Origin of the sequence: Prosthecobacter sp. (genome assembly GCF_044378005.1) — a bacterium.
GTDB lineage: Bacteria > Verrucomicrobiota > Verrucomicrobiia > Verrucomicrobiales > Verrucomicrobiaceae > Prosthecobacter.
The window spans coordinates 1-17,333 of sequence record NZ_JBILYB010000126.1; the positions used below are offsets into that span (position 1 = coordinate 1).

The following is a 17,333-nucleotide window of genomic DNA, read 5'->3' on the forward strand; positions in this document are numbered from 1 at the left end:
AGAGCACACCCGAAGTGGTTTTGGCCGCGAAGTACATCTCTCCTGTCTCATCGACGCCAAAGCAGTAGATGCGAGCCGCTGATGGCAGGGGATTGTGGATACTCAGGGGGCCGTTGTTCAGGGCATAGACACCAGGAGAGGTTTCTTCCATCCCCAAAAGAACGCCACCACCAGGTGTGATGCCTCCCGCAGCGTAGTCAGCAAACACATACTTGCCCTGGAGTGTGGGGATGGCACTGCCATGATAAACGTAACCACCCGTGATGGAGGCCCCCAGGCGCTGCATGGTCTCAGTGCCGGGCAACGTGCCGTGAGAGCCGCCTCCTACCGCGTTGGTGGGATGTGCATACTCCGCCACAGGAGCAATCACGGCAGGCGGACTGCCGCCATAGGCCGCGATGGTGTCGAAATCCACGGTGCCTTCTTTCATGCGCCATCCGTAATTGCCACCGCTGGTGATGAAGTCGATCTCCTCGACATTGATCTGCCCGACATCCGCACAGATCATCCTTGCGGCACCACCGAAGTTCGAGTCAAAACAGAAACGCCATGGGTTTCTCATCCCATACGCGTAGATCTCGCCGCGCATGGGGCCGTCGAGTGCGTTGTCGCTGAAGTCTTGTGTCTGGCCGATGAACGGGTTGCTGGCCGGAATGCCATAGCTGCCCCCAGGGCCGTTGGTGCCGAGAGGATCGATGCGCAGAATTTTGCCGAGTAGAGTTCGCCGGTCCTGACCATTCCCCAAGGTGCCGCTGACACGGCCCGCCGAAGCCGCACCGGTGCCTTCCGTATGCCCTGCTGGATTGTCATTGGCTCCACCACCGTCCCCGCTGGCGATGTAGAGGTAGCCATCGGGCCCGAACTCAAGTTGCCCGCCATTGTGATTGCTCTGCGGCTGACCGTAAGTCAGGACGATGCGTTTCGTCGTTGGATCGGCGATATTGGGATTCGCGAGCGAGACTTTGTATTCAGCGATCACGGTCACGTTGTTGGTAGTGCCGCCTGCGACCACTGGATTCAGTGTCGGGTGAGTGCTGGGCGCAGAGTAGTTCACATAGAAGCAGCGATAGCCAGCAGCAGAACTGTTCTCATAATCGGGGTGAAAGCACATGCCCAACAGCCCGCGTTCACTGTAAGTCGTGCTGAAGGTCACCATCTCAGGCCCAACATCAAGAAATGGCGTGGGTAGCAGCATGCCATCTTTGAAAATGTAGATTTTCCCTGGCTGATCACAGATGAAGAGACGTCCGCTGCCATCTCCGGCGTTGGTGATGTTCGTCGGCGCGTGGAGCTGGTCGTCGCAGACGTTCTTTAGATAGAGCGTCGGGAAGGCGGCTTGGGAGAGGAGAGGGGCCAGCAAGAGTGCCGACAAAAGACGGAAGGAGTTCATGGTGAACGGGATTGGGGTGAGTGGATCACACCAGAAAGCAGTTGCGGTGGCAAGCCTGAATCACCCCGCTTGCTGACAAGCCGTCAAAGTCGCCTTGTCTCACTCACCTCAAGCTGGGTGATCTTCCAGGCGTTGACCACCGGGGTGATGGTGACTTTGGCGGTGTAGCGGTTCACGCGGGTGTGGCTGTGGCCCCAGTGGCCGACATTCCCCATCGCGGTCCATTGACACTCGGTGATGAAGCCATCTCCACTGGGCGCGGGCTGCACGCCCGTGATATCGGCGCTGAATTCACTGATCGTCACGCGGGTGCCTTCGCGGCCTTCGAGGGTGAGGGCCTGGATGGTTTCGAGGTAAAGTTTCCGAAGGAGTTCGCCGTCCACGCTGCGGGCGAGCACATCATAAATCTCCGATTCATTGCGGTGATCGAAGGCGCGATACACGTTCCTCAGCAGGGGGGTGAGGATGGCTTCGGCATCTTTCTTTTCCTTGATCTCAGGCACATCGGCCTTGCCGCCGATTTGGATGTTTAAAAGCGGCCAACTCAGCACCGCCCCGAGCACCCAGGCACCGAGGAAGGGCATCGAGCCGCCAGGGAGGTGGCGGTCATGCAGGCGCACGAAGGCCAGGAAGACCAGGCCTCCCAGCGCCCAGAGAATCGTGGCGATTGGCAGAGGGAAGGAATCTGAGAGCGTGATCTGGGGCACACTGGCCAGAGGGGCGGGCAGCGGCAGTCGGCCCTGGGCTTTCCAGGAGATTTTTGGCAGGAAGGTGCTGGCTTCGAGAAGCTCGGATTGGGAGCCAAAAAAGACGCGCACGGGGAGTGTCTGGATATCTTCGATGAAGCCACGCCATTCCACGATGATCTCATCCGGGCCGGGAGGGGTCGGATATTCCCAGGTGAAGCCAAACATGGCCTCGCTTGTCGCCAGGGACTCGCCGGGGGCCATGGGCAGGGTGGCTCCGGGCTTGCCTTTGACCATGCTGACGCCAATGAAGCTGCCTTCGATTCGCGTTCCTCCAGTGCTCAGGCGGCACCAGTCGAGCACTTGTTCTTTTGCGGCTTCACAGGCTGCTTTTTGGGCGGCTTCATCCAAGATGTTTGGCTGTTCCTTCAGCGGGTTTAGCCAGTGCAGAAAGCGGGGGGCATCCACCAGCATCTCAAACCGCGCCTGATACGGCTCCACATAAAGATAACCCTGAGCGATTTTCACGGGAGCTAACGGAGCAGATGAGGCAGCCGGAACTGCCGTCGTGGGAGCTGGCTCTGCGGCGGGAGCCCCAGTCTGCGCCTGGCCGATGCCGCTGCTTTTCAGCATGTCCGCCGGATTGAGCTGGAGCGTCTGTGCCCACGCACTGCCTGTCAGGGCAAAGGCGAGAGACAGAGCGCGTCCAGTCATCGGTGCAGATATTGAGGGGATGAGTTTTCGTTGGTTCACAGCACCCACGGCTTTCTCCATTCCTTCGAGAGCAGCTTCGATGCCGCCTCGTTGCCTTCGATCTTCTCCGTCTGTGGATTCCACTTCAGACCCGCGCTGTCGGTGCGCAGGGCGATGTTTGCCAGATGGGCGATGGTGATGCTGCGATGGCTGATTTCCACAGGTGTGGCGGTGCGCTTGCCGTCGTAGATACAGCTCAGGAAGTTGTCCGTGTGATCCTTGCTCTCATAGAGGTGGATTTCCTTGTCGCTGATCTTCTCGCGCAGGATCGCGGGATCACTGGCGGTGATCTTGCCACGGTTCACATAGATCCACTTCCCGGCATCGCCCTCAAAGAGCACGCCGACGTGGTCGAAGGGTTTCTTGGCACCCGAAGTCTGGAGCGCGGCTTCCACTTCCGGCATGAGCTTGTGATCCGGGCTGGCGACGTGCATCACGAGGCCGTTGTCATACACGCATTCAAAATTGAAGGCCGTTGCGGTGTTGTAGAGCGCGTCTTTGTTCCGTGTGCCGGAGATGTTCTTCAATTCCACTGGCCCCGTGTGCTCGGTGCCCATGCCCCACTGGGCGATGTCGATGTGATGCGCTCCGAAGTCGGTGATCATGCCGCCGGAGAAGTGGAAGTTATGCCGCCAGTTCAGGGGCAGCAGGGCGGGGCGGTAGTCCATCTGCTCCGCAGGGCCGAGCCACATTTCATAATCGAAGTCCGCCGGCACCGGTGCCACCTCGGTCTTGTCCGCCATGCCGTTCCAGTTGGAATGCCCGCCAGGGAGTCCTACGCGGACGCGCTTGAGCTTGCCGATGCGCTCATTGCGCACCATCTCGCAGGCCATGCGGAAGTAGATGTCGCTGCGCTGCTGGCTACCGGTCTGCCAGGTCACGCCTGCCTTGGCCACTTCGTCCGCCATGAGGCGACCTTCGGCGATGTTCAGGGCCAGGGGCTTCTGCCCGTAGATGTGCTTGCCCTTGCGTGCCGCATACACGGCCATGTAGGCGTGCCAGTGATCCGGCGTGGAGACTTGCACCGCGTCGAGGTCTTCCTTCTCGAGCATCTCGCGGAAGTCGGCATAGGCGGTGCAGACCTTCGCGGGCTTGTTGGCGGACTGAGAGTAGTGCGCGTCGATGATCTTCTTCCCGGCTTCACGACCACCGGTTTCCTTGCCATCGTAACCGTAGTGACCGTACTCCTTCATCGGGTCTGCCACGGCGATCACCTGGCACTTGTCATTGTTTAAAAACGAAGGCGTCCAGTCCCCGGCGATGGTGCCCCAGCCGATGGCACCCACCGTGATCCGCTCCGAGGGAGCCGGGCGGCCTGCCGCACCGAAGACGGAGCGTGGCACGATCATGGGAAAGCCGAGCGCGGCGGCGCTGGTGCTAAGGAACTGACGGCGGGTGGTGAAAGGGATCTTCTTCATGGCGGGGCGTGATTGTAGCGGCGGCGTGCCCTTCGGAGCAACAAGCGAGTTCGGGAAGTTTGCTTCACCGCCGCGTCTTCACCCACGCACCGATGGCCTGGCTCATGGCACTGATGTGCTTCTCCCCCGAGACCGGTTTCGTGGCAAGACCGGCATGGATCACCGGCACGAGGATGAAGCAGGGGCCGCCGTTCGCGCGATCATCCAGACAGGCGACCTCCAGTGCGTAATCGCTGATCACCCCGCACTTGTGGTAAAAGCGCGCCTCTGGGAAAACTCGCTCCAGCCCATCCTTCCAGGCGCTGGGGCCGGAGTCAGCGTGCTTCGTCTCCAGGCCCGTCAGCCCATCCGCGCCATGCAAAAGAAAATCCACCTGCTCCTGGCTCAGGTCAAAGCGCTCCCCAGGCGGCAGTTCCGCATGAAACATCAGCCGCCGAAGGCAGTTCGCCAGATCGCGCGGCGTGGTCACATTTCCCGTCTTCGCGTCGATGATCGTCGCTCCGCGCTCGGCGGAGTAGGAGTGGCCTGACCAGCGGTGCTCCCAGGTCTGCTTGGTGATGCCGTCCGCACTCATCGCCCGCAGACGCTGCGTCTCCTCGCGGATGTAGCCCCAGGGCCGCTCCTTCACATAGCCGCGCATCAGCGCCGACTTCTCGAAGCCGGTCTCCGGCGTCAGAAACTCCCGGTTCAGCCAGTCGATACTGCACAGCCGCAGCAGCAGCGTGTAATCTTCGTTCGACGAGCGGCGGAAGACCTCGCTCAGCATCTCCCGCAGCGAGCGGGCGCAGTCCAGCTTCCACACGCCCATCTCCTCATGCTGAAACTGCACCGCTGCATCCAGGGTGAAGCCCTTCTGGTTCATCCGCACACACGCGGCGATGGCGGTGTAGAGCTTGATCGTGCTCGCCGGCCAGAAGTCGGTCCGTGTTCCCGTGTCGCGGTAGTCATGCCACTCAAAGGAGGGTTTCCCATCCTTCTCCGAAACCACACAGACCGTCGCCCACTTCCGCAGTTCGGGGGCGATGCCATCCAGCGCGGCATCCAGCGCCTCATCCGCCTGCACCAGCGTGCTGAGCATGAAAAGGAAAGCCAGGCCGAGGAGTCTCACGCGCGTAGATCAGGGTTTTACCGCCTCACGCAGCATCACGGGATCATCCGTCGTGATGCCATCCACGCCCAGCGCGGCCAGTCGGCGCGCATCCTCCGGCTTGTTCACCGTCCACACATACAGCTTCAGGCCCGCCGCGCGCACCTGCTCCACCAGGGCAGGGGACCAGTCCCACTTCAGCCCCAGGTCCAGACCGTCCAGACCATCCGCCTTCGTATCACTGATCAGCTTTGCCAGATCCACCGGCTTCTTGTCCTTCGTTTTCTCCGAGGAAAGACGGTACACCGGCATCCAGGGCATCGCCTTCTTGCACTCCTGCGCCACCGCCCGGTCAAACGCGATGATGCAGAGCTGCGAGGCGCGCGACTTCCAGCCCGCGAGCTGCCGCGTCAGCTCCGGCACCACGCGCACCGTGTCCTTGATCTCCAAAAAGAAACGCTGCCGCCCCTCCGGTAAAGTCGACAGCGCCTCCGCCAGACTCGGGATGCGCTCCCCCTTGTAGGCCGGGCTCTTCCAGGAGCCCGCGTCCAGCGCCTGGAGTTCCGCCAGCGGGGTCTCCTTTACCAGCTTGAGCACGCCTGTCGTCCGCTTCGTGTCCGCATCATGCAGGATCGCGATCTGATTGTCGCCCGTAAGGTAAAGGTCCAGCTCGCAGGCGTCCGTCCCCTTTTCCCAGCCCAGCTTAAACGCCGCCACCGTGTTCTCTGGAGCGATTTCCGAATATCCACGATGGGCGATGATCTCCAGCGCTTGAGCTTGGAAAGATAAGAGCATGAGGCAGGGGAGCAGACGTGGAAAGTGAAGCATAGGGCAGGTGAATCTGAACGTGACCAAGGACTCTTAAATTACCAGTCGCAATCCACACACAGGTTGAGTTTGCGTCTCGCCATCCCGCCTTCTAGCCCGAATGTCACTGCCATCGGGAAAGGTGGCGAGACGGTTTTATGAACCTCATGAAACGGCACTAAAGATACATCGACCTGCTGGATGATGCGTGGTTGAAACTGAAGGTCGCGCAGAGCTTCGTGGGCGATACATTTTGAGGTTCATTTCCAGTTCAAGTCATGCGTCATTCCAACACGCGCTCCTCGTTAATGGTTCAAGTAACGCTAATGCCGTCAAGAGATCGAGATTTTTGACACCTGCAGGAAGTTACATGTGTCATTTTGATGGAGTGCAACGAACGGGTCGAGAGGATTTTATAAAGCGTTGATGAGTAAGTTTATAGCTACAATTTAAACGCTTCTGTCCACCCTATAATGTAACGTTAATGTCGTGTGTTATGGGCTTCGTGAGTGTGTGATCGCGATCGATGAACTCGCAAAGCTCTAACTGCTCTGCATCCGAGCGGTTGAACGACTTAGCAAAGTCTGGAAGCGGTTGTTATATACTGCCTTCACTGAAGAAGTAACGGTGATGGCGTGATTGTTACGTTTCGAATGTGCTGAGTTTACGATACATATCTTCTACGCCGTTGGTTGAATGTAGTTACGGCATTGTCACTTTCATAAAGTTAGCATAAGAACGTAGGCACACCGCATGTAGGCATTCCGGCACAGGCGCTGAGAGGGATGGTGGTCCATGAAGGCTTGGTCTGGTAGTCTCGTTCTCCATGAGGCGGGTCACAGCCATTGTGACTGTTGAGATGATTTCTGCGCCTTGCGGGCGGGAGTCATCACGCGTTGAATGACGGCATGTTCGACTCACTCCTGACCTTCGTGCCCCTTTATCAAACTCGCGTCTGGGGTGGGCGACGGCTCGAATCGCTCTTCGGGCGGTCTTTGCCCGAGTCAGGCACGCCGTACGGTGAGTCCTGGGAGATCAGTGACCGTGAGCATGAGCAAAGTCTGACCACGCTGCCAGATGGCACCCGACTCAGTCTGCATGATCTGTGGACACAGCACCGGGAGGCGGTTTTTGGCGCGGCCTTGGTGCAGGAGCCTTCGCCGCGCTATCCGCTGCTGATGAAGATCCTGGATGCCTGTGATGATCTCTCCATCCAGGTGCATCCGCCCGCCGACATTGCCCCTGAACTAGGGGGGGAGCCGAAGACGGAGATGTGGGTCGTGGTCCATGCTGAGCCCGGTGCCCGGATCTATGCCGGGCTTCGCGGGGGCATTACCCGCGAAGATTTCGAGCAGCTCATCGCCAACGGCACTGTGGCCGAAGGTGTGCAGGTGCTGGAGCCGAAGGCTGGGGACTGCCTCTTCATCCCCAGCGGTCTCATCCATGCCATCGGTGCCGGGTTAGTGATCTATGAGATCCAGCAAAACAGCGATACAACTTACCGCGTCTTTGACTGGAACCGCGTGGGGCTCGATGGCCAGCCACGCGCGCTGCATGTGCAGGAGTCTCTCCGCAGTATCGACTTCACCAGCCCAGCTCCCGGCTTTCAGCAAACCGATGCTCAAGGGCGACTTGTGAGCTGTGAGTTCTTTGAGGTTCGTGAGGGGCGTTTGGCGGTGGGTGAATCGGCGCAGCTCGGCCAGTCTGGGGAGCATCTTTGCATCGCCTTGATCTCAGGAAAGCTGAGTGCTGGGAGTCGCACTCTCCGCGCAGGCGACTTCGCCCTCGTGCCAGCCATCCTTTCTGGCAGTGCTCGTTGCATCCAAACCATGGCGGCGGCGCACTGGCTGGAGATCCGCATTCCGAAAGCCTGAACTGAAAGCAGTCTTTGCTAGCTGCCAGATTTGATTTCCAGACTCTTCGGGATGCTGTCCCAGGTCTTTCCGCGCAGCGTGGTAATGGGTGAGGCCCACTCGAAAACGACCTTGTCCTTGTCATCTTTGATGCGCAGCATCAGGCCTCGCAGAGCATCCGCATGGCGGTCTTCGCGGTTGGTGGAGTAGCGGTAGTCCACCACGTCGATCTCCACCTCCTTCGTCGTGAAGGTGCCGGCATCATTGTAGCGCAGCGGCCCGGTGACTGATGCCACCCCTGCGTGGAAACCATCTCCACGAATGTCGCTGCTGGCAAAAGAGCCGTCCGCTTCATCCTTCACAAAGACCCGGTATTCCACCTTCAGATTCTGGACCGCATTGCGGGCCGTGTTGCGGAGTTCTACCTTGTAGGCCCAGAGTTCATTCTTGACCGTTTTGTAACCCAGGTTTTTCCGGTTGCCTGAGAGTTTGTCCGCAGTCGCTTTGACTTCAAACCGATAGGCGACCGTGGCTGGTGTGCGCTTCAGCCATTCCGCGATGTAGGCCTGGTCTTCGACGCTGAACTGATTGGCCGTTTTTTGAAAGGGTGTTCCGTTTTGAAGCTTCAGGCTGAGCATGCCCACTCCGTCATGCGACAAGAGCTCTGCCATCACCTTCCGGCCCTGCGGGTCTTTAAATTCCCGCAACTCCGCCTGTAAAAGACTGGCCCCGAAAAATTGCAGACAGATCCAGAGGGGTATGAATGATCTCGTAGGAAGTTGTGTGGGAGTCTTCATGGGTAAATCCTCGGGTGGTATCAGACGTAGGGTTCTATGAATCAAATTCCTGCCCATAGGACAAGACAAATTTTCAGGCCAGAGTCTTCAAGCTGAGGTGGCTACATCAGAGCAAGACGAAACCCGATGTCACGTTCACAGCTCCCCTCATGAAAATCCCCGCCCGCTTCCTCCGCCTGTCCCTCTGCCTCCTTGCCCCGGCCTTGAATTCCGCGCTTCGTGCCGACGGTTTAGACTACCAGTCGGAGTTGTTCAAGAGCACCAAACTCGTCTATGCGGACAGCTTTGACGGCCCGCTGAACACCGAGTTCTGGGAGGTCCGCCAGAACACCACCTGGGAGATCAAAGACGGGGTGCTGAGTGGCAGCCCGTCTTCCAAGGAGTATCAGGAGAAGAAGAAGGCGAGTGATGACCCATCTCATGCCGGATTAAAGCCGGTGATCTGGCTCAGGAAGGTGCCGGAGAACTTCGTCTGCACCCTGCGTGTGCGCTATGATGGCAAGGCCTACGCGAAGGGTTTTCCGCTGCTCGACATCGGTCATCACATTCACACAATCAGCTTCAGTGAGAAGGCCACAACACTGACGATCAAGAAGAACGTCGAGACGCTCCCTGTGGAGCAGCCTCTCTTTGCACTCAATCAGTGGCATGACGTGGTCATCGAGGTGAAAAAAGGCACGCTCCTGCTGAAGATTGATGGGAAGAAGCATGTCTTCGAGAGCAAGAACATCGACATGGCAGGGCAGCACCAGATTGACTTCAAGGCTCTCGACTTGGGGACTTGCATGATCGACGACGTGAAGCTCTGGGAAGGGCTCTGATCAGCCACAGAAACTTTGTGGCGGTCGGCGGCTTACAGAGTGTCGCAGCAGGGAGCGGATACTCCGCCTTGCTGCGCGTTCAGGGGGCACTCGGGAGCCGACGTGCGCTACCTGCCTTGTTCACGCTGACTCAAAGATAAAGTCCATCCAACTGCTCGTAGGCGTGGTTCAGCCAAACTTTCACGCGCTGACGTTCCAGTATGCCCAGTCCTGTCGCCTCGGTGGCACTCCTTTTTTTGGCCGCCCAAAAGCTGGTGCTGCCTGCATCGATCTTGTTGATCACATTTTCGTGAAGACGCCTCAAGGTCACGATGCGTGCATGAAGGGACAGGGCATGCTGCTTCTCGCCCGACTTTTCAAAAATGTCGAAGTTGTCACCTCGCAGTTGGTTGAGGACGAGGATGTAGTTCAGGCGTGAGCCGAAACGATCCAGAACCTTCTTGAGTAGATCCACGGAGTCCCGTCCCGAATCCATCACATGCCAGTACGTTAGAGTGAGGCCTGCCTCGCCTGCTGCCTCCAGCACGCCGGAATCATCCATCCATTTCACCAGGGGCTCATGCGTCTGAGCCGCCAGATCCACGAGGATTCGTTTGTCGGGCTGTTCGCTCGCAGCTTCGACGATGGTGTCGAGGCTCTCGTATTGATCGACCACCACCGGCGAGGCGTAGTCCGTGTAGAAGCGCAGCAGTGATCCGTGCGAACGGTCGGTATCAAAACCAAGAAACGGCAGGCTGTGATCGATGAAGTATTGAGCGATAACACGAGCGACGACGGATTTGCCGACGCCGCCTTTTTCGCCGCCGATGAAATGGATGTTTGCCACGAAGGGAGAATAGGGAGGGTTGAACGACATCGCCGCAGGTAGGTGTGCGATGATCGAAAAGTGAAAGTCCCCAATCAGCAGACTGCGTTCCATGTCCATCGGAAATCTCTGGAACTGACGGGGATGCTCGCTGCCAGATGACCCATGCGGCCATTGTTGCAGAGGAAGATGGCCCTTTTCTGGAATGAGACGTAAAGAATCAATCTCCTCACATGCTCTCTGCTGTCCTCCAAGTCGCCTCGCTCACCAAATCCTATGCGGAGCGTCCAATCCTGCGTGGGGTCTCTTTTCAACTGGCGGCCGGGGAGCGTGCGGCCTTGCTGGGGCCTTCCGGCAGTGGGAAGACGACGCTGCTGAACTGCATCGGCGGAGTGGATCGTGCGGACAGTGGGGAGGTCATCGTGTCAGGCGTGGCGCTGCACGGGCTGGACTCAGACGGGCTGGCGCGGGTGCGGCGGATGTATCTGGGGACGGTGTTTCAGTTCTTCCATCTGTTGCCGACGCTGACGGCGGCGGAGAACGTGGAACTGCCGCTGCAACTTCTCGGAGTGAGCACCGCGGAACGTGAATCCCGGGTGAAGTCGTTGCTGGAGCGCGTGGGCGTGGCGCACCGGGCCGGGGCTTTGCCTTCGGAGCTTTCCGGCGGGGAGATGCAGCGGGTGGCGATCGCGCGGGCGGTGATTCATCGACCTGCTTTGCTGCTGGCGGATGAACCGACGGGGAATCTCGACTCGACCACCGGCGCGCAGGTGCTGGATCTGCTGGCGGAGGTGGTGAGGGAAACCAACGCCGCGCTGCTGATGGTGACGCACAGTGAAGAGGCCGCGAAGCGGTGCGAGCGTGTGCTGCGGATGCGTGACGGAGAGCTGATCGAGGCATGAGCACGACACGCCTCATCCTCGAACGCTGCGCGCTCCGTCACTGGCGCATCTCATGGCGGCAGCATGTGGCGCTGATGCTGATCCTGGCGCTGGGCTCGGGCGTGTATCTGGCGATGCGGCTGGCGAATCGCGCGGCGCTGAGCGGCTTCGAGCAGTTCACCAGCGGCATCACGCGGCAGGCGGACTTCACCATCACGGGCACGACGGGCAGTTTATCTGAAAGCTGGTTGCGGGAGATGCGGGAAACTCTCGCGGAGAGCCCGGTGAATCTACTGCCGGTGGTGGAGGAAACGGTGATGCCCTTTGTGGAGGGCAGGCAGATGGAGATCGGCTCCGGCGTGACCTGGAAGCTGCTGGGCACGGACTTCGTGAGTCTGCTGAATCTGCGCGGCGATGCTCCAGCGGGCCTCACGGGAGATGCTCGCGCGGCAGAGGGAGTCTTTGTCAGTGAAAAGCTGCACAAGAAGGTGGGCGATGAGCTGCGCTTGGTGCTGAACGAGCGGATGATCACGCTGAAAGTCGGCGGTGTAGTGGTGGAGCAACCGGGTGTGCCGACACTGCCGGAGACGATGCTGCTCATGGATCTGCCAGCGGCCCAGCAGGTGATGCAGCGCAGGGGAAAAGTGGATCGTGTGGAGGTGCTGGTGACGCGTGGGGATGCCTTTGCTGATCTGCGAAACAAAGCGGGTGAAGTGCTGCGTGGCGCGGCAAAGGACCGCTGGCAGGTGAGCGGTGCGGAAGATCATCGAGCGCTGGCTGGCACGATGACGGAGGCCTTTCGGCTGAACCTCACTATCCTCTCGCTGCTGGCCTTGTTTGTCGGCGGGTATCTCATTTTCCAGGCACTGGATGGCGTGGTGATCCGCAGGCGGGAGGAGATCGGCGTGCTGAAGTCGCTCGGTGTCACGGACACGGAGATTCAGCGCGCGTTCTTGATCGAGGCGCTGCTGCTCGGGATCGTGGGCGGACTGCTGGGATTGCTCGTCGGCTGGCTCGGCGCGCAGGCCGCAGTCGGTGGCGTGAGCAAGACGGTGAACGCGCTCTATGGCGCTTCGAGTGTGAAGGGAGCGTCTCTTCATCTCGGTGAGGCCGCGCTGAGTCTGGGCATCGCGCTGGTGACGAGTTTGATCGCGGCGTGGTGGCCGGCCCGTGAAGCCGCGCACACGCCGCCGGTCCACATGCTGGGTCGCAAAGCGGCGACCTTTGGCGGTGGTGGCTGGTGGCGTGCAGAATGGCTGGGCTGGGCGCTGATGGCCACAGCCCTGATCCTGGCGCAGATCGGTCCATGGCGCTTGAGCGGCGGTACACGGGTGCCGCTGGCAGCGTATGCGGCGGCACTTTCCTGGCTGCTCGGCACGGGCTTGGTGGCGGCGGACCTCATGAAACCCATGTGCCACATCGGTCTCAGGAGTCCCAGGGTGACACTGCGGCTCGGTATCAGCCACCTCCGCCAACCAACGGTGAGACATCGCTTCGCCGTGGCGGCTCTGGCGAGTGCGGTGGCGATGACCGCCGGCATGGCGATCATGGTGGCGAGCTTTGACTCGACGATGCGTGGCTGGATCGAGCGCACGATGAAGGCCGACCTGTATGTCTCCAGCGCTGGAGCGCAAAGCGCGAGCAGTACGCACCAGATCGGCCCCGAGACCGTGCAGCGGCTGCGGGAGATCCCAGAAGCTGCGGAGGTCGCCGTGCTCAGCGCGCAGAAAATCATGCTGCGTGAGGCACCCACGATGGTGCTGGGCGTCGATGGCCCGCACACGCTGAAGCATGAAGTCTATTCCTGGGTGCAGGCCCCGACGCCGCGCGAGTGGTGGAAGTCGGAAGGCACGACTCCTGCGCTGATGAACGAGAGCTTTGCTGAACGCTTCAGTGTGAAAGTGGGCGATGAATTGGATCTGCCGGGCGGGCATCGCGTGCGGTTCGTGGGCATCCAGGCGGACTATGGCAATGAACGGGGCTCAGTGACGATCTCGCAGGAGGTGTTCCGCCAATGGTTCCAGGGCGAAATGGCCTGGCGGGTGGCTTTGATGTTAAAGCCGGGCGCGGATGCTGATGCCGTGGCCAAGTCGATCTCGATGGCGAATCCCGGCCTTTCTGTTTTCACCAATGCCCATCTGAGGCGGGAGGCCTTGCGCATTTTCAGGCAGACCTTTTCGGTGACCTATGCGCTGGAGGTCATCGGTGTCTTCGTGGCGGTGGCGGGGCTGGGTCTCGCGCTTGCCAGCCTGCTACTGGAGCGTCGGGCGGACCTGAGCACGCTGAGGTCGCTCGGCATGACCGGCAGGCAGATCGCGGCGGCAAGTGCCTGGGAAGGTGCGGGCGTGGCGGCGGCAGGTGCGGTGATGGGTCTGCTCTCCGGCGGCTGGCTCGGCTGGCTGCTCATCTTTCGCGTGAACAAACAGTGCTTTGGCTGGACGCTGAGTTTGTCCGTTCCGACAGCCCAGATGATCGGGCTGCTGGTGGCCGTCGTTGGTGTTGGTGCCCTGGTGGCGGCGATGGTCGGGAAGTGGGCGGCAAAAATGAAATGGGAGGAACAGGAATGAGAGCTTGGATCATCATGATGTGGGTCATTGCCTCTCAGGCATCCGCCCAAACCACGCCGGACGGCTTCGCGCTGCCGCAGCCGGGGCGCGTGTTTGAGTTCCCACGCGATCACGGAAGCCATGAGGAGTTCCGCACGGAGTGGTGGTATCTCACGGGGCATCTGGATGGCGAGGTCGGGCAGCGTTTTGGCTTTCAGGTGACGTTCTTCCGTCAGGCCGCCAGGGCTGGAGCAGGTGTCACGCATCTTCATCTGGCCCACGCCGCGCTTCTGGATGCAGCCAGCGGTCGCTTTCTTCACGAAGAAAGGCTGCATCGGGATGGCTGGGATGCTTTCTCATCGGCCAAGACTCTCGATGTGCGGAATGCGAACTGGTCCCTCAAGCTCGATGAAGCCACGCAGAAGATCACGGTGGCGGCGACGGTGAAGGCGGACGCTGTCCTAAAGCTGGAGTTGGAGGCGGTGAAGCCGCTGGTGGTCTTCGGCAAAGATGGCGTGTCCCGCAAAGGCGCGGCGGAGAGTGCGGCGAGTCATTACCTGACCTTTCCTAGATTGAAGGCAGCGGGCAGCGTGAAGATCGGCGCGGTGGAGCATCGCGTGCATGGCGAGGCCTGGATGGATCATGAGTTCAGCAGCTCGCAACTCGATGAAGGTCAGAGCGGCTGGGACTGGGCCGCCATCCAGCTGGCGGATGGTCGCGAGATCATGGTGTATCGCATGAGGCGCACGGACGGAACCACGGATGCGGCCTCCACCCTGACCTGGATCGCCAAGGATGGCACACTAAGGAAGGCCGACTTCACCTGGAAGCCTCTCGCGATGTGGAAGAGCCTGCACAGCGGAGCGGAGTATCCGAACCGTGTGCGTATCGAGAGTGAAGACAGTGTCTTTGAACTGAGACCGCTGGTGCAGGATCAGGAGCAAGGCGGCTCCATCACGGGCCTGCCTTACTGGGAAGGCGCGTGCGATGTGCTTGATGCGCACGGCGACGTGATTGGCCGAGCATTCCTGGAACTGGCAGGCTATGCCGGAGATTTGCGGAAGTATCTCGGTGGGAAGTAAGCGGTGCTCAACAAGCCCTGCGAGATGGAGCGGGTGATCAGAATCGAACTGACGTATCATGCTTGGGAAGCACGTGTTCTACCATTGAACTACACCCGCGTGGTTATCCGTGTTCCGATTCTTGGCGCGGGCATCAGGGATGTCAATCCTGCGGCACGTTTACTTCCGGCTGCCGGGTATTTCAGTGCTGGCGCCTGCGCCGAGAATTTCGTCATCGACAATGTCATAACCGACGACCTCGACCTCACCCCGACGGATCTTTTTCTGTGCCATGGCGATGGAGATCCAACGGAACTCCTCATTGTTGTCGAGCAGCACCTTGATGACCATGGTGAGTGGAACAGCGAGGAACATGCCGAGCGGTCCCCAGAGCCAGCCCCAGAAAATGACCGAGAGAACGACGACGAGAGCCGAGATGCCGAAGCGATTTCCGAGAAGCTGTGGCTGCACAAAGTTATCGAGGCTGAAGTTCACGAGACCATATCCGATGGCCACGCCAATGGCTGCTCCCGAGCCATGCTGTACGAGCGCCTCGACGATGGCTGGAATGCTGGCCGCGCTTGATCCCACGGCAGGGATATAGTTAAAGACAAAGGCGAGGATGGCCCAAAGCAGGGGATACTGAAGATCGAGGAACCAACACCACACACCCGCCAGCACGCCGGTCAGAGCGCTGATGAGCGTTTTTACGCCGAGATACTTCTGGATGTCCGTGGCACTGCGGAGCAGGCCACTGAGATCAGGGCCGCCCGCCTGACGCACGGCTACGAGGCGGCGCTCTGTGCCCTGAGCTTCCATGAGCACAAACATCATCAGGATGAGCACCATGATCAGCCCGGCGAGAAAGGTGGCCACGGTGCCGAAGGTGGAGAGCATTGAACCGAGTGACTGCACTATGTCCTGCTGAGTCACGTAGCTGATGAGTTGATTCCAATCAAAGAGACTATCGATGGCTGCTTTGGCATCCGTCACTCCCTTGTCCTGCAGCCAGCCTGCGAATTCGTTCAATGTGGTTTGCAGGCCGCGGAGGTAGCGGGGCAGATCTTTGTTAAAGCTCATCAACAGGCGCACAGCCAGGGTAATGATGCCCGCCAGCACGCTGAGATTCACCAGCATGGTCAGCCCGAGGGCGATAGGGGAGGGAATGCGCTTTTTCACCAGCCAGCGCAACAAAGGGAAGCTCAACACCGCGAGAAAGAAGGCATAAACGATGGGCACGAGCACGCCCGCTGCCTGTTTCATGCCCGCCAGCACGACAAACAAACAGGCAAGCGAGATGAGCATTCGAGTGCCCTTCTGGCCCCAGTTGTCGTGCTTTTCGGTGTGTTCTTGATCGGTTGTCATCTCAGTAGGGTGAAGCTCTCTGACAATACGAAACGGCACAAGAGAAAAGACCTGCTTTTGTCACGGCAAGACCTTTCGAAGTGATCTCGCGGGGGTTGCACGGCGTAGAAGAGTCCGTATTCTCGCCCACCATGTTCGCCTCTTCCCGCCGCTCATACTCCCTTCTCTGGCTGCCGCTTTGCTTCATCGCCGCTGCACTCGTGCTTCGCTGGCTGAAGCTCACCTCACCGGGCATGAATCTGCTGCCAAACTACTCGCCCTGGATGGCGCTGGCTTTCACGGGAACGCTGGTCATGCCGCGTGTGCTGCCTTGGTTTGTCTGGCCGCTCGCCATGCTCGTGATCAATCTCGCTGCTCTCGGTGCGGGTTCGGCTTTCGATGTCGAGAGCCTCGCCATCTACGCCATGTACGCCGTCGCAGCGTTTGCTGCCTCGCGGCTGCGTGGTGAACTGAGCGTGCTCCAGTCACTCCTCGGTGTCGTGCTTTGCAGCGTGATCTTTTATGTCATCACCAACACAGCTGCATGGTACGCAGTGCCAGCTTATGCGAAGACTTTGGCGGGCTGGGTACAGGCAATGACCGTGGGTTTGCCCGCGTATGCGCCAACCTGGACCTTCCTGAAAAGCTCACTGATCAGTGATCTCAGTTTCAGCGCGTTGCTGCTCGTGGCCTTCAATGCCGAGGCTCGTCTTCGTTCCTCGGTCACGATGCCTTGGATGACGCGTGCGGCAGCCTGACCTGAGCCGCCATGAAGCCGCTGGCCGTGCCGGGAATCCGCCCTCATGGGCGCGGCGCGGCGGTGAATACAGAGCAGCGGTTCTCAGAGCTCCAGCTTCATTATGATCCGGGTGAAGAGCCGCCCAAGGTAGCCACGAAGATCTTTCGGGATCACTCCAGCTCCATCATCTCGCGACACAACAGCCCCGATCTGCCATTTGGTGCCAGTTTGAACCCGTATCGTGGCTGCGAGCATGGCTGCGCCTACTGTTATGCACGGCCCACGCACGAGTGGCTCGGCTTCTCGGCCGGGGTGGATTTCGAGAGCCGCATCGTGATCAAAGAA

The 17,333-nt window shown here is 59.8% G+C and carries 14 protein-coding genes, 1 tRNA gene and 1 pseudogene; 7 read left to right on the forward strand and 9 right to left on the reverse strand.

Features of this window, described 5'->3' with window-relative positions; all coding sequences use genetic code 11:
* The 5 genes from AC6FTP_RS19855 to AC6FTP_RS19875 form a co-directional block, all read right to left on the reverse strand.
* Positions 1-1,390: PQQ-dependent sugar dehydrogenase (locus AC6FTP_RS19855; RefSeq protein ID WP_497208654.1), on the reverse strand; the 1,390-nt coding region annotated here is incomplete at its 3' end.
* 83 nt (positions 1,391-1,473) lie between these two features.
* Positions 1,474-2,790, reverse strand: coding sequence for a hypothetical protein (locus AC6FTP_RS19860; protein WP_497208655.1), 1,317 nt, complete (start codon positions 2,788-2,790; stop codon positions 1,474-1,476).
* Positions 2,791-2,825: 35 nt separating this feature from the next.
* Positions 2,826-4,247: a Gfo/Idh/MocA family protein gene (locus tag AC6FTP_RS19865; RefSeq protein ID WP_497208656.1), complete on the reverse strand. Its 1,422-nt coding sequence runs from the start codon at positions 4,245-4,247 to the stop codon at positions 2,826-2,828.
* Between the two features lie 64 nt (positions 4,248-4,311).
* A complete protein-coding gene (locus AC6FTP_RS19870; RefSeq protein WP_497208657.1) occupies positions 4,312-5,355 on the reverse strand; it encodes a serine hydrolase in 1,044 nt (347 codons plus the stop codon).
* A 9-nt stretch (positions 5,356-5,364) separates the two neighbouring features.
* Complete coding sequence (locus tag AC6FTP_RS19875; protein ID WP_497208658.1) at positions 5,365-6,129, reverse strand: glycerophosphodiester phosphodiesterase family protein; 765 nt, start codon at positions 6,127-6,129, stop codon at positions 5,365-5,367.
* Between the two features lie 920 nt (positions 6,130-7,049).
* Here AC6FTP_RS19875 and AC6FTP_RS19880 point away from each other — a divergent pair.
* Complete coding sequence (locus AC6FTP_RS19880; RefSeq protein ID WP_497208659.1) at positions 7,050-8,015, forward strand: type I phosphomannose isomerase catalytic subunit; 966 nt, start codon at positions 7,050-7,052, stop codon at positions 8,013-8,015.
* 17 nt (positions 8,016-8,032) lie between these two features.
* Here the strand turns inward: AC6FTP_RS19880 and AC6FTP_RS19885 are convergent, their stop codons facing one another.
* Complete coding sequence (locus tag AC6FTP_RS19885; RefSeq protein WP_497208660.1) at positions 8,033-8,632, reverse strand: hypothetical protein; 600 nt, start codon at positions 8,630-8,632, stop codon at positions 8,033-8,035.
* A gap of 308 nt (positions 8,633-8,940) precedes the next feature.
* On the opposite strand from AC6FTP_RS19885, the gene AC6FTP_RS19890 reads away from it, so the two are divergent.
* On the forward strand, positions 8,941-9,612 hold the full coding sequence (locus tag AC6FTP_RS19890) for a hypothetical protein (RefSeq protein ID WP_497208661.1): 672 nt from the start codon (positions 8,941-8,943) through the stop codon (positions 9,610-9,612).
* 130 nt (positions 9,613-9,742) lie between these two features.
* On the opposite strand, the gene AC6FTP_RS19895 is transcribed toward AC6FTP_RS19890, so the two are convergent.
* On the reverse strand, positions 9,743-10,438 hold the full coding sequence (locus AC6FTP_RS19895) for a P-loop NTPase family protein (protein WP_497208662.1): 696 nt from the start codon (positions 10,436-10,438) through the stop codon (positions 9,743-9,745).
* 212 nt (positions 10,439-10,650) lie between these two features.
* Here AC6FTP_RS19895 and AC6FTP_RS19900 point away from each other — a divergent pair, with 212 nt between their 5' ends.
* Genes AC6FTP_RS19900 through AC6FTP_RS19910 form a run of 3 tightly spaced genes read left to right on the forward strand, consistent with a single transcriptional unit; the run spans position 10,651 to position 14,926 of the window.
* The gene (locus AC6FTP_RS19900; protein ID WP_497208663.1) at positions 10,651-11,319 is read left to right on the forward strand and encodes an ABC transporter ATP-binding protein; all 669 of its coding nucleotides are present in this window, start codon (positions 10,651-10,653) and stop codon (positions 11,317-11,319) included.
* Positions 11,316-13,865: an ABC transporter permease gene (locus AC6FTP_RS19905; protein ID WP_497208664.1), complete on the forward strand. Its 2,550-nt coding sequence runs from the start codon at positions 11,316-11,318 to the stop codon at positions 13,863-13,865. The genes AC6FTP_RS19900 and AC6FTP_RS19905 overlap by 4 nt, the downstream gene beginning before the upstream one ends.
* On the forward strand, positions 13,862-14,926 hold the full coding sequence (locus tag AC6FTP_RS19910; protein WP_497208665.1) for a lipocalin-like domain-containing protein: 1,065 nt from the start codon (positions 13,862-13,864) through the stop codon (positions 14,924-14,926). The genes AC6FTP_RS19905 and AC6FTP_RS19910 overlap by 4 nt, the downstream gene beginning before the upstream one ends.
* A gap of 25 nt (positions 14,927-14,951) precedes the next feature.
* On the opposite strand, the gene AC6FTP_RS19915 is transcribed toward AC6FTP_RS19910, so the two are convergent.
* Positions 14,952-15,025, reverse strand: a tRNA-Gly gene (locus tag AC6FTP_RS19915).
* A 60-nt stretch (positions 15,026-15,085) separates the two neighbouring features.
* On the reverse strand, positions 15,086-16,270 hold the full coding sequence (locus AC6FTP_RS19920) for an AI-2E family transporter (RefSeq protein WP_497208666.1): 1,185 nt from the start codon (positions 16,268-16,270) through the stop codon (positions 15,086-15,088).
* A 131-nt stretch (positions 16,271-16,401) separates the two neighbouring features.
* Here AC6FTP_RS19920 and AC6FTP_RS19925 point away from each other — a divergent pair, with 131 nt between their 5' ends.
* Both AC6FTP_RS19925 and AC6FTP_RS19930 read left to right on the forward strand, forming a co-directional pair.
* Complete coding sequence (locus AC6FTP_RS19925; protein WP_497208667.1) at positions 16,402-17,007, forward strand: DUF6580 family putative transport protein; 606 nt, start codon at positions 16,402-16,404, stop codon at positions 17,005-17,007.
* A gap of 11 nt (positions 17,008-17,018) precedes the next feature.
* A pseudogene (locus AC6FTP_RS19930) lies at positions 17,019-17,333 on the forward strand (PA0069 family radical SAM protein); the annotation flags it as partial.

What these genes read in the sequence shown, in the direction of transcription:
- AC6FTP_RS19860 (WP_497208655.1), bottom strand. Translation starts at nt 2,790, where the DNA reads ATGACTGGACGCGCTCTGTCTCTCGCCTTTGCCCTGACAGGCAGTGCG.
- AC6FTP_RS19865 (WP_497208656.1), bottom strand. Translation starts at nt 4,247, where the DNA reads ATGAAGAAGATCCCTTTCACCACCCGCCGTCAGTTCCTTAGCACCAGC.
- AC6FTP_RS19875 (WP_497208658.1), bottom strand. Translation starts at nt 6,129, where the DNA reads ATGCTCTTATCTTTCCAAGCTCAAGCGCTGGAGATCATCGCCCATCGT.
- AC6FTP_RS19880 (WP_497208659.1), top strand. Translation starts at nt 7,050, where the DNA reads ATGTTCGACTCACTCCTGACCTTCGTGCCCCTTTATCAAACTCGCGTC.
- AC6FTP_RS19885 (WP_497208660.1), bottom strand. Translation starts at nt 8,632, where the DNA reads ATGCTCAGCCTGAAGCTTCAAAACGGAACACCCTTTCAAAAAACGGCC.
- AC6FTP_RS19890 (WP_497208661.1), top strand. Translation starts at nt 8,941, where the DNA reads ATGAAAATCCCCGCCCGCTTCCTCCGCCTGTCCCTCTGCCTCCTTGCC.
- AC6FTP_RS19900 (WP_497208663.1), top strand. Translation starts at nt 10,651, where the DNA reads ATGCTCTCTGCTGTCCTCCAAGTCGCCTCGCTCACCAAATCCTATGCG.
- AC6FTP_RS19905 (WP_497208664.1), top strand. Translation starts at nt 11,316, where the DNA reads ATGAGCACGACACGCCTCATCCTCGAACGCTGCGCGCTCCGTCACTGG.
- AC6FTP_RS19910 (WP_497208665.1), top strand. Translation starts at nt 13,862, where the DNA reads ATGAGAGCTTGGATCATCATGATGTGGGTCATTGCCTCTCAGGCATCC.
- AC6FTP_RS19920 (WP_497208666.1), bottom strand. Translation starts at nt 16,270, where the DNA reads ATGACAACCGATCAAGAACACACCGAAAAGCACGACAACTGGGGCCAG.
- AC6FTP_RS19925 (WP_497208667.1), top strand. Translation starts at nt 16,402, where the DNA reads ATGTTCGCCTCTTCCCGCCGCTCATACTCCCTTCTCTGGCTGCCGCTT.